This window comes from Mesorhizobium sp. WSM4307 (genome assembly GCF_007003945.1).
In the GTDB taxonomy this organism is placed as follows: Bacteria; Pseudomonadota; Alphaproteobacteria; order Rhizobiales; family Rhizobiaceae; genus Mesorhizobium.
Genome location: NZ_VFTB01000003.1, coordinates 521508 through 533476, shown reverse-complemented (window position 1 = coordinate 533476; position 11969 = coordinate 521508). Strand labels below are relative to the sequence as shown.

Genomic DNA, 11969 nt, shown 5'->3' with positions numbered 1-11969 from the left:
TTTGGAGCTTCAAGTCATGACCCAGTCTCTGAGGGGTCGGTCCGTCGTCGTTACCGGCGGGTCGAAAGGCATCGGCAAGGGCATAGCGCGGGTGTTCGCACTCTCGGGTGCCAAGGTCGCCATCATTGCGCGCCATGTCGACCAGGCCGAAGCCGCGGCCGCCGAGATCGGCCATGGCGCCTTTGGCGCGGTTGGCGACGTTACCTCGCTCGCCAGCATCGAGAGCGCGCTTGCAGCGGCAGCCGCGAGAAACGGCAGTATCGACGTTTTGTGCGCCAATGCCGGCATCTTCCCGCAGGCACGGCTCGAGGACATGACCTCACAGCAATGGGACGAGGTTGTCGACACCAACCTCAAAGGCACCTTCCACGCGGTCAAGGCGGCGGTTCCCTATCTCAAGGCATCCGACCAGGGCCGCATCGTGCTGACGTCGTCGATCACCGGCCCGATCACCGGTTTTCCCGGCTGGTCGCACTACGGCGCCACCAAGGCGGGACAGCTCGGCTTCATGCGAACGGCCTGCATCGAACTGGCGAGATACGGCATCACCGTCAACGCCGTCATGCCCGGTAACATCGTGACCGAGGGCCTTGTCGGCCTGGGCGGGGACTACCAGAAGACCATGGCCGCCTCGATCCCCCTCAAGCGGCTCGGAAGCGTGGAGGACATCGGCTACGCCGCGCTCTACTTTGCGTCGAAGGAAGCCGGCTACGTGACGGGACAGACAATCATTGTCGATGGCGGCCAGATCCTGCCGGAGAGCCTGGAGGCACTGGCATAGGTTGGTTCAAAACTTGCTCAGATAGGCCTCGCACAGCCCGACCGTTCCCTCGGTATAGGGAAGGCCCATCGACTTGGCGAGGTCTGTCTCGGCGTGCGAGCCGATCCACGCGACCAAGAGCAGACGGCGCAGCATCACGAAGGTCTGGATCTCGTCTTCGTCCGCCCTGGGCAGGTCAAGCACACGGCGATAGCCGGTCGTCCATGACCGGATGAGATCGGCTGCCTGTGGCTCGTGCTCGTAGAAAGAGATGGGCGTCGCCGCGTCGTACATATACCAGCCGAAGCCGCAGTCGTCGAAGTCGATGACCTTCACCGTCTTGCCGTCGATCAGAAGGTTGGCGAGCCGCAGATCGCAATGGATGAGGCCGAAGCGGTCATGGCCCTTGCCGAAGGCGGCGAGCCGGCGGCCGATCAGCTCCGCGGTGCGGCCAAAAAGCCTGGCTTTCGCGGCATCGACGCCGATGCCGTCACGCCAGCGTCCCCAATGCGGCCTCTCCTCGCCGAGGCTTGTTTCGAAATCCCATACAGGGCGGCTGAACCAGGAAGGGCGCTTCCACTGCCGGGTGTGGATGTGCATGCGGGCCGTCACCTCGCCCAGCAGTTCGAAAGGTTCGCCAAGCGCCTCGCCTATGCCCGGCTCCGAACCGGTCTCCCATTGCGACAGCACGACATTGCGTGGTTGCGCCAATCTGGCATGGCCGACACGCTGGATTTGCTCACCGTCCTTCCCCGCCACCGGCACGGGCGTCGGGACGATCCCCGTCTGGCGCAGATCGGTCAGCCAGGCCAGTTCAGATTGAATGGCCGTCGTTGAATGGTAGCCGTCGCGATGGATGCGGAGCGCCCAGCGCCGGCCGTCGCGGGCCGCAATCTTGTAGGTCGCGTTCTCCGACAGATTGATCATCTCGACGGAAACGTCCGCCGGCAGATCGTAGTTGGCGGTGGCCGCCTCCGCCGTTTCCTGCAGGATCCCGAGTTGCTGGTCGTGGGTGAGCGCGTCGAAATCCATCACTGTCCGTCCTGCCCTATCCCAGCACACCTGTCCCCTGCCGGAACCCGCGCGATCCCGGCAAGCCCAGCCGCCCGTTCGCACTGGACGCCTGACAATTTCAACGAGGGTTGGACCATGTCAACTCGCCTTGCCTGCCTGATGCAGCAACGCCCGCGCGCGCGGCATTGCCGCATCGAAGCGATCCATGATGTCCCGGCAGGTCTCGTGGTCCAGAAGAACGCCGGGCTTCCATTGCAGCACCCGCTTGTCGAGCGACGAGAAGATCGCCCAGACGCCCTGCTCGTAGAGCGCACGCGACACGAAGACGGCGCCTTCCGGATGATTGCTGAATTCCAGCCCGAGGATCACGCCTTTCTGGCGTACCCCGGTGAAGATATCGCCGTGACGAACCTGCATCTCGCGCATGGCCTGCGCCATGAACTCGGTTACTGTGCCGACATTGGCCACCAGTTCGGGCCGCTGCAGCATCTCGATGACCTTGTGGCCGACGACACAGCCGAGTTCGGCCCCGCCGGTCGTCGAAATGTGGGCTGCCCCATCCTCGTTGAGCCAGCCGCCGGCTCTGTCGTTCACCAGCGCCGCGCTGATCGGATAGAGGCCGCCGGACAGGCCCTTTGCCGTCACCATGATGTCCGGCTGGACGCCGTAGGCCTGCCAGCCCCACATGCTGCCGGTGCGCATCAGGCCGGTCTGGACCTCGTCGGCGATGTACATCGCGCCATGCTTTTCGCACAGCGCCTTGCAGGCGGTGAGATAGCCGTCCTTCGGCATCGGGAAGCCGTAAGTGGCGGGGATTGTCTCCATGATCAGCGCCGCGACGTCTTCGCCCTTGAGCACCCGTTCCATGGCGTCGATATCGTTGAAGGGAACCTGGATGAACGTCTCCGGCTGGTCGGAGAGAAAGATCTTGGTGAAGCGATCGTCGCCGGTCGCCACGGCGAGCCCCGAATGCCCGTGATAGCCCTTGATGATCGACACGATCTTGCGCCGCTTGGTGGCATAGCGGGCGCTCTTGATGGCGATGTCCACCGCCTCCGCGCCGCCCGGCGCGAAGATCGCGTATTTCATTCCCGGCGAGACATTGACGAGGGATTCCGCCAGCGCCGTTCGCGCCACGGAAGGGAACCAGTGGTTGCCGATGTCGAAATAGTCGAGCGCGCTCTTCAGCGTCTCGACCAGCTCCGGATTGCGGTGACCGAGATTGTAGGTGCCGCCATTGAGGTGCAGGTCGATCAGGCGCCGCCCCGTCATGTCGTAGAGGAAATAGCCCTCTCGCCTGCCGATCACCAGATCAATCCCGGCCTTCTGCCAGAACCTGGTCTTGTCGGGGTTCCAGAAACGCATTGCCTTGTCGAAAAAATCCTGCTTCGACTCGAACTCGAAGGGGCCGAAGTCGTACATGCCTGTCTTGTCCTCAAGGGTTGATCGGGCGAGGCTCGCCCGATCGATGATGCAGGATTACCGACCGGCGAGAAAGGGGGAAGCATGATCCTGAAGGACAGGACCGCGATCGTCACCGGCGCGGGATCCGGCATCGGCAGGGCGGCGGCGCTGATCATCGCGCGCGAGGGTGCGGTGGTCGGCGTGGCGGATCGTAGCGCCGACGGCGCCCACGCGACGGTCGAACAGATTCTTGCCGTCGGTGGCCGGGCAAAGGCGCTTGTGTTCGACCTGACCGACGATCAGGCGCTTGAAGCCGGTTTTCACGATTTCATCCATGCTCAGGGCAGGATCGACATCCTGCACAATCATGCCGGCGTACAGGTCGAAGGCGACGTGCTCGGTGTCAGCGTGAAAGGCTTCGACACCTCCTGGACGCTCAATGTGCGGGCTCACTTCCTCGGTGCCCGCGTCGTCATGCCATTCATGAAGAAGGCAGGCCGCGGCGTCATCCTCAACACGTCGTCGAGCTCCGGCGTGCTCTACGACCGCGAGATGATCGCCTATACGACGACCAAGCACGCGGTGATCGCGATGACCAGGCAGATGGCCGGCGACTATGGCCGCTTCGGCATTCGCGTCAACGCGCTTTGTCCGGGTTGGGTGGACACGCCCTTCAATGCTCCTTTCATCGCCCAGATGGGAGGCCGGGAAGCCATCGAAGACTACATCCGCGAAAGGGTCCCGCTAGGCCGTTGGGCAACCGTCGAGGAGATCGCGGAGGCAGTGCTGTTTCTGGTGTCCGACCGGTCCTCGTACATGACGGGTCAAATCCTGGTTGTCGATGGAGGAGAAACGGTGATCTAGGACAATTCCGAGAAAGGTGTGAGCGGTTTTCCCGGGAAAGGCAGATAGCGCTTTCCCTTGAGAATTGCGTCAAAACAAAGAGTTAGAGCGGTTCGCCATCGCCATGAAACGGTGAAACGCTCCGGGAAATGCGCAGGTGCTTCAGCCTAGCGCGAGTGCCTTTCACGAGGGCCGGTGCGCCAATGATTGGCCTGAGCGGTCATAGGAATGCGTTTTGGTCGGCGCCAGGGAACGAACGTCGAAGATCTATTCGAAAGAGTAGGTAAATCCTTCCGACGAGGCACCGACGGTGACTTTTGTCATCTTCTTGCCCTCGAGCGAGCGATTGAGCACGCCGCGGCTGAGTTCCGGCAGCAGCGTGTTGGTGAGGATGGCGTCGATCATGCGTCCGCCGGATTCGATCTCGGTGCAGCGCGCCTTGACCATGTCCATGACACCGTCGCCGATCACCAGCTCGGCATCGTTGGTTGCCTTGAGGCGCCGCGCGATCTTGCCGAACTGGTGCCTGGTGATCGCCTCGATCATCGCGTCCGAGAGCGGATAGTAAGGGATTGTCACCACGCGGCCGAGGAACGCGGCCGGGAACACTTTCAGCAGCGGGCCGCGCAAGGCGGTGTCCAGGTCGTCCATGCCGGTGCGCAAGGTGCCGTTCTTCGTGCGGTCCATGATCACCTCGGAGCCGACATTCGAGGTGAGCAGGATCAGCGTGTTCTTGAAGTCGATCCGGCGGCCTTCGCTGTCGTCCATCATGCCCTTGTCGAAGACCTGGAAGAAGATCTCGTGTACGTCCGGATGCGCCTTCTCGACCTCGTCGAGCAGGATCACCGAATAGGGCTTGCGCCGCACGGCTTCGGTCAGGATGCCGCCCTTGCCATAGCCGACATAACCGGGCGGCGCGCCCTTCAGCGTCGAGACCGTGTGCGCCTCCTGGAATTCGGACATGTTGATCGAAATCAGGTTCTGCTCGCCGCCATAGAGCGTTTCGGCCAGCGCCAGGGCTGTCTCGGTCTTGCCGACGCCGGAGGGGCCGCAAAGCAGGAACACGCCGACCGGCTTCTCCGGCGCGCCGAGGCCGGCGCGGCTGGTCTGCACGCGCCTCGCGATCATCTCCATCGCATGGTCCTGACCGACAACGCGCTCGGACAAAGTGGCGGCGAGCTTGAGCGCCTTCTCGGTCTGGCTGGACAGCATCCGTCCCGTCGGGATGCCGGTCCAGTCCTGGACGACGGCAGCCACCGCATTGCGATCGACCGACGGCAGGATCAGCGGGGTCTCGCCCTGCGCCTCGGCAAGTTCCGCCATCAATTCGCGCAGTCGTGCCAGATCGGCAGTGGAATCCGGCACGGCAACGGGCTCGTGCGCGGCAGCGGCCTCCATCTTTGCCGCCTTTGTTTTCGGAGACTTGGCCTTCGAGCCCTTGGGTTCGGCCGTCTTGGGTTCGGCCGTCTCGGGTTTCGGCGTTTTGGCCTCAGCTGCCTTGCTTTCATGCGCCTCGGCGGCTGGCGCATTGACGGCCTCGCCCGGAGCGGCTTCCCCGCCCTCCACCGCGTCAAGCGGCACGCCCTCGCCTCGGAGTTTGGCGCGCAGGTCGAGAATCTCGGCGACAAGAGCCTTTTCCCGATCCCAACGCGCTTGCGCTGCCGCAAGCATGGTCTCGGTTTCCGCCAACCCGGCCTCCACGCGAGCCTGTCTGTCGGCCACTTCGATGCCGATCGCCGCCTCGCGGCCGATGATGCCTTCCTCGACCTCGAGCGCCTGGCGGCGGCGCAGAATGTCCTCGACCTCCGCCGGCGTAGCGTGCTGCGAAACGGCAACGCGGGCGCAGGCTGTGTCGAGGAGGCTGACCGCCTTGTCGGGCAGCTGCCTGGCCGGAATGTAGCGGTGCGAAAGCGAAACCGAGGCCTCGATTGCCTCGTCGAGGATCTGCACCTTGTGGTGCTGCTCGAGAACGCCGGCGACACCGCGCAACATCAGCACGGCCACCGTTTCGGAAGGTTCTTCGATCTTGACCACCTGGAACCGGCGGGTCAGCGCCGGATCCTTCTCGATATGCTGCTTGTATTCGGCCCACGTCGTGGCGGCGATGGTGCGAAGCTCGCCGCGCGCGAGCGCGGGCTTGAGGAGATTGGCCGCATCGCCGGTTCCCGCCGCGCCGCCGGCGCCGATCAGCGTGTGCGCCTCGTCGATGAAGAGGATGATCGGCGTCTCTGAGGCCTGGACCTCGTCGATGACGGCCTTCAGCCGCTTTTCGAACTCGCCCTTGACGCTGGCGCCCGCCTGCATCAGCCCGACATCGAGCATGCGTACGCTGACATTCTGAAGCGTCGGCGGCACGTCGCCCTGGGCGATGCGCAAGGCAAAGCCCTCGACGACCGCCGTCTTGCCGACACCCGCCTCGCCGGTCAGGATCGGGTTGTTTTGCCGGCGCCGCATCAGGATATCGACAATCTGACGGATTTCGGGATCGCGGCCGACGACCGGATCGATCTTGCCGTCGCGAGCACGCTGGGTCAGGTCGGTGGCGTATTTGGCGAGCGCCGAATCCCCGCCAGGGCCGCGTCTCATCGGCGTTTCGGCGGCCGCCGCGGCAGGAGGTGAGCCGGCTTCGAGCGAGCCCTCGGTGACGTCGCCAAAGCGGGCAATGACCCCGTCCGCATCGATCTTGTCGAATTCGGCGCTGATTTTCGAAACCAGCCCATCCAGCGCCGGCGTCTTCAGGCAGGCGAGAAGAATATGCGCGCTGCGCACCTCCTCGACACCGAATTCCAGTGTGGCCAGGCTCCAGCCTTCCTGTATGGCGTGGAAGATGTGATCGGAGAATTCCTCCACCGAGGTCGCGCCGTAGGGCAGCTTGTCGATGGCGCGGGTCATATCGGCGGTCAGCCGGCTGACATCCAGCCCGGCATCGGCGACGATCATCTGTACATCCGAGCGCTCGGACAGCACCAGTTGCTGGACGAAATGAACGAGCTCGACATAGGGGTTGCCGCGCATCTTCGCCGTGTCCGCGGCGGCCTTGAAGGCGCGCACCCCCGTGGGATTGAGCTTTGCAACCAGTTCCTTGCGCTTGAAACTCTGCGACGATCGGCGCTGTTCCATTGAACCTGCCCCCGAAATCTGCTGACCGTACCCTGCCATAGAAGCGGCCGCTTGACAAAGCCGTGTGACGAACGAGGCCTTCCGACCCGGTTCGGGCGGCACCTCGTGGTTACACAAGCCCTGCAAACTCCTGCAACAAACCCGGATTGCGGGCCGGGCATGCGAGCCATTTCGCATGCCCGGCCCGCCGATCGCACAATGGGTTTGGTTGAAAGATTACTGGAGAATTCAGCTTCTGTTAGTTTTTGAGGAAGTGCTCAATTGTCGTGGCATGGGACCGATGATAACGTTGCGTCACATGGGTCACAGGGCCTTTGCTGGGGGTAGGTGTGATTGATCTCGCACTCTGGCTGAATCCTCTGGACGGTGCGAACCCGTCGGGAGAGGATTTACGCAACGACCCGGCTTTTCATGAGCTGGAGCGGCTCACGGAAGCCCAGCTCAAGGTCGTCCACGACGGTGGCAACAAGGCTTCGCAGTCAACCAGCGCCGTCGACTGGGCGGCCGTCCTCGAAAAATCGGAAGAATTGCAGTCGCGCGGCCGGGATTTGCGCCTTCTGGTCATCGTCACGCGCGCGCTGGCCAATGAAGAGAAGCTCGCCGGCCTCGCCCAGGGGCTGACCCTGATCGCAAGGACTTTCGACCAGTACTGGGATACGATGCATCCGGCTTTGCGGACTGGTGCCACGCCCCGCGACGCGGCGCTGCGACGCATCAATGCGCTGCTTGACCTCCAGAACGGCCAGGAAGGCCTGCTGGCGAACCTCAGGCAGACCGTCTTCTTCTCACCGCGCGCCATCGGGCCGATCAGCGGGCGAGACCTGGAACAGGCAGCGCTCGACGAGCGCGTCATGCTCCAGGAAGCTGCCTCGGGCCTCGGAACCGCCGAAAAGGCAGCGCTGACGGCCGCCCACAACCAGCTGCTGAACCGGGTGCGCACAGGATGCGCGGCGCAGATCGATCAGGCCGCGGACACTGTCACGACACTTTTGGCCGATGCGCGCGCCGCGATTTCGGCGCTGGAGGCGGTGGATACCGCGCTCAATGCCCGCATCGACGGCAATGGCGCGGCCGTTCCGGATCTGAAGAAGTTCCTGCAGCGCCTGCTGACGACGCTGGAGCGGAATTCCAGCGCCGGCGCCATGGCCAACGGTGCGGCAAAGCCTGCCCCGCAGCCGGCCCAACCGGCATCGACGCCCACCCAAAACGGTCATGGAGCCGAAACGATGGCAAGTGTGGCAAGCTCCGTGGACGCCAGCGCCGGCCTGCCTGACCGGATCAACTCGCGCGACGACGTCGTCAAATGCCTCGATCTCGTGGTCGCCTTCTACGACCGCACCGAACCGTCCAGCCCTATCCCGCACCTCGCCCGGCGCGTGCGCAGGATGGTGCACATGGATTTCGTGGAACTGATGGAAGATCTCGCCCCGTCGGGACTGAAGGAATTCCGGCTGCTTGCCGGTGTCGCCGATCCCAAGAAGCCGGCCCAGAAGGATGAAAGGTAACCAGTATGCCAGCAGAGAGCAAAGCCAAGGTCATCGAAAGAAACCGCGCCCCGCGCGTGCAGATCGCCTACGACGTCGAAACCTACGGCAGCCCCACGACGATCGAGTTGCCGTTCGTCATGGCTGTCATGGCCGACCTTTCCGGCGCCTCGCAGACCAAGGAAGCGTCGAAGTCGGTTCTGGACCGCAATTTCGTCGAAACCGACGCCAATCGCTTCCCCAAATTCATGGAAGCGATGGGACCGCGCGTGAAGGCGCGTGTGAAGAACACGTTGCCGCAAGCAGAAGGCGCCGAGCGGGACGAGGAACTGGCGATCGATCTCACCTTTTCCAAAATGGGTGATTTCGCGCCGGACAAGATCGCCGAGCAGGTGCCGCAACTGGCCGAGATCCTCAAGATGCGGCGTCAACTCGAGGAACTGCTGGGCTTCATGGATGGCCGTGTCGACGCCGAAAAGCGCATCGCGCAGCTTCTGAACAACGAGCCGCTGCTGAGCAAGATCGCCGGCCAGGCGATTTCTGACGGCAAGGGCGAGGAGTAAGTCATGGCCGAACAGCAAAAGACCGCAGCCGCTACCGCCGAGGCCGAAGCCATCGATCTTGGCGAATTCAGCGGCCTCCTTGAAAAGGATTTCAAGGTCAAGAAGGACGACAGCGAGAAACTGCAGCAGTTGGTGCGCAACCTGGCGCTGGCCGCTCAGTCCCGTTCCGAGACGACGACCATCTCGTCCAACGCGATCAGGTCGATCAAGTCGCTGATCGCGGGCATCGACAAGATGCTGACGACGCAGGTCAACGAGATCCTGCATGCCCCGGAAGTGCGGGAGATGGAAGGCACATGGCGAGGCCTTTGGTACCTCATCAACAACACCGAGACGGACACCAAGCTGAAGATCCGGGTGATGAACATCTCCAAGGAGCAGTTGGGCGACACGCTGGAAGACTATGAAGGCCAGATGTGGGACCAGAGCCCGATCTTCAAGAAAGTCTACACGGACGAGTATTCGATGTTGGGCGGCGAGCCGATCGGCTGCATCATCGGTGCCTACGAATTCTCCAACCATCCGCGCGACGTCGGCCTGCTGCGCAACATTTCTGGTGTCTGTGCCTCGGCGCACACGCCATTCATCGCGGCTGCGTCGCCGCGGCTGTTCCGCATGGACAGCTGGCAGGAACTGCCGAACCCGCAAGACCTGCAGATGATCGTGAACAACCCGTCCTATGCCTCATGGCAGTCACTGCGCGAGAGCGAGGACGCCCGCTATATCGGGCTTACCATGCCGCGCGTGCTGGCACGCCTGCCCTACGGCTCGGAAACCGTTCCGGTGAAGGGCTTCACCTTCGAGGAGGAGGTGGGCGGCGACCACAACAAATATGTCTGGATGAACGCCGCCTTCCCGATGGGCGTCAACATCAACCGCAGCCACAAGCTCTATGGCTGGGGAACGCAGATCCGCGGCGTCGAGAATGGCGGCACGGTGCTCAACCTGCCGGTGCACGCCTTCCCGACGGACGACGGTTCGATCGCAATGAAATGCCCGACCGAGGTCGCCATCGACGACCGGCGCGAGGCGGAATTGGCGAAGCTTGGCCTGATGCCGATCCTGCACCGCAAGAACACCGATCTCGCAGCCTTCATCGGCGCGCACTCGCTCCAGGATGACGAGACACGCGCCGGGCGCCTCGTCGACCCCGACGCCCAGTCGAACGAAAGGCTGAGCGCCAACCTGCCCTACCTGTTCCCGGTGTCGCGTTTCGCGCATTACCTCAAGGCGATCGCGCGCGACAAGATCGGATCGTTCAAGGAACGCACCGATATGGAGATCTGGTTGACCGAATGGATCAACCGGTACGTGCTGGCCAATCCGGCCTTCGCCGACGACAAGGCACGGGCCAAGCGTCCGCTTGCCGCTGCCGAGGTTCAAGTCGACAGTGTCGAAGGCCGGCCCGGTTACTACAATGCCCGTTTCTATCTGCGTCCGCACTACCAGCTGGAAGGCATCAACGCCTCTCTCCGGCTGGTATCGGAACTGCCGTCAGTGAAGGGCTGAAGTCGCAGCGAAGTCATCTTGTTTCGTTTGAAAAGCGGTGGAGAAAGACAATGCCGACCACAGAGAGAAGCGAGGGTCCTTCAATGAAGATCGATGGTTTTTTGAAAGTTCCGGACATCAAGGGCCCGAGCAAGCGCGACGGCCATGAAGACGAGATCGAAGTGCATGGCGTCGATTACAAGATGATAGCGCCCTACGACCCGAATTCGCTTTCGCGACGCGGCCGTGTGTCGATGGGAATGATCAAATTCATCAAGCACTACGACAAGTCGTCGCCATATCTGAAGAAGGCGCTGTTCGAGAACAAGGCGCTCGACGAGGTGGTGTTCTCGGCACGCCGCACCATTGACGGCGAGACCAGCGACTATCTGGTCGTGACGCTCACCGACGCCTCGGTCATGGAGTACGATATGCGGCAGGCCACGGACGAGGCCGATCTTATCGAGGAAGAAGTCAGCTTCGCCTACAAGAAGATCAAGTTCGTCTACGACAAGGACGACGAGATCGAAATGGACGTCTATGTCGGCAAGTGAGGCCAAGCGGCCTGGCGCGAAGCCGCAGTTTGCCGGCAGTTCGCGGGCAAAGCGCGAGGCGGTCCAGCCTTCGCTCTGGGACCGCCTCGTCAACGACTTGCCTGGTGTGGCGTCGGAGATCGACGGGCTGCGCCGCCTTCTGGATGAAGAACTCGGCGCCGAGCGCGTCGAGGCTCTTCTTGCCGGCAGCGCACGCGGCATCGATACCGAAGCCGAACTGACGCCAGAGCAGAGGCGGCGCCTGCACCGGCTGGTCTTCCAGGCCGAACATCGCGCCGAGATCGAAAGCCGCGGTGTGGTGGTTTCGGCACGCGTGCTGAAAGAAGCCGTGCGGCGCGACATCGAGGCCCTGTTCAACACCGAGCGCTTCGAATCCGTACCGATGCTCTCCGATGCCGAACACGAACAGCCCCTGGACGAACTGCCGTCGCTCGCCGACTTTCCCGAGGTGCGCCGCAGCGTGGTCAATTATGGCGTGCCGTCCTTTTCCGGCCGCTCTTCGCGGGATTTCGACCGCGATGCGCTGGCGCGCGAAATCCGCGCGGTGCTTGCCACCTTCGAGCCGCGCCTGAAGGAGAGCGCCACGACCGTCAACGTCACGCTCGGAGACAAGACCGTCGGCCTCAAGATCGAGATCGACGCGGTGCTGATCATGGCCCCGACACCGGAGCGCATGCGGCTGCGCACCACGATCAATCTCGACAACGGCCTGGCACGAACCGAATTCCGGGAGACCTGA

General features: G+C 63.1%; 10 protein-coding genes. 7 read left to right on the top strand and 3 right to left on the bottom strand.

All coding sequences use genetic code 11. From position 1 onward, the window contains the following. Positions 1-16 precede the first annotated feature (16 nt). Positions 17-781 (top strand): 3-oxoacyl-ACP reductase FabG, encoded by a 765-nt coding sequence (gene fabG, locus FJV83_RS09540; RefSeq protein ID WP_142885369.1) that lies wholly within the window; start codon positions 17-19, stop codon positions 779-781. Positions 782-787: 6 nt separating this feature from the next. On the opposite strand, the gene FJV83_RS09535 is transcribed toward fabG, so the two are convergent. Next, a complete protein-coding gene (locus FJV83_RS09535) occupies positions 788-1792 on the bottom strand; it encodes a phosphotransferase enzyme family protein (RefSeq protein WP_245438129.1) in 1005 nt (334 codons plus the stop codon). 120 nt (positions 1793-1912) lie between these two features. Further along, on the bottom strand, positions 1913-3196 hold the full coding sequence (locus FJV83_RS09530) for an aspartate aminotransferase family protein (RefSeq protein ID WP_142885368.1): 1284 nt from the start codon (positions 3194-3196) through the stop codon (positions 1913-1915). A gap of 84 nt (positions 3197-3280) precedes the next feature. On the opposite strand from FJV83_RS09530, the gene FJV83_RS09525 reads away from it, so the two are divergent. Continuing rightward, positions 3281-4042, top strand: coding sequence for an SDR family oxidoreductase (locus FJV83_RS09525; RefSeq protein ID WP_142885367.1), 762 nt, complete (start codon positions 3281-3283; stop codon positions 4040-4042). Between the two features lie 246 nt (positions 4043-4288). On the opposite strand, the gene tssH is transcribed toward FJV83_RS09525, so the two are convergent. Beyond that, on the bottom strand, positions 4289-7141 hold the full coding sequence (gene tssH, locus FJV83_RS09520; protein ID WP_142885366.1) for a type VI secretion system ATPase TssH: 2853 nt from the start codon (positions 7139-7141) through the stop codon (positions 4289-4291). 329 nt (positions 7142-7470) lie between these two features. On the opposite strand from tssH, the gene tssA reads away from it, so the two are divergent. The 5 genes from tssA to tssE all read left to right on the top strand — a co-directional run bounded on the left by tssA (position 7471) and on the right by tssE (position 11969). Beyond that, on the top strand, positions 7471-8646 hold the full coding sequence (tssA, locus tag FJV83_RS09515) for a type VI secretion system protein TssA (RefSeq protein ID WP_095775012.1): 1176 nt from the start codon (positions 7471-7473) through the stop codon (positions 8644-8646). Positions 8647-8651: 5 nt separating this feature from the next. Next, positions 8652-9188 carry a type VI secretion system contractile sheath small subunit gene (gene tssB, locus FJV83_RS09510; protein ID WP_019859789.1) on the top strand — a complete coding sequence of 179 codons (537 nt, stop codon included), beginning with the start codon at positions 8652-8654 and terminating at the stop codon, positions 9186-9188. A gap of 3 nt (positions 9189-9191) precedes the next feature. Then, complete coding sequence (tssC, locus tag FJV83_RS09505) at positions 9192-10697, top strand: type VI secretion system contractile sheath large subunit (protein ID WP_095775013.1); 1506 nt, start codon at positions 9192-9194, stop codon at positions 10695-10697. Between the two features lie 83 nt (positions 10698-10780). Further along, complete coding sequence (locus FJV83_RS09500) at positions 10781-11230, top strand: Hcp family type VI secretion system effector (RefSeq protein ID WP_162034372.1); 450 nt, start codon at positions 10781-10783, stop codon at positions 11228-11230. Next, positions 11217-11969 carry a type VI secretion system baseplate subunit TssE gene (gene tssE / locus FJV83_RS09495; protein ID WP_095775014.1) on the top strand — a complete coding sequence of 251 codons (753 nt, stop codon included), beginning with the start codon at positions 11217-11219 and terminating at the stop codon, positions 11967-11969. Before FJV83_RS09500 ends, tssE begins: the two co-directional genes overlap by 14 nt.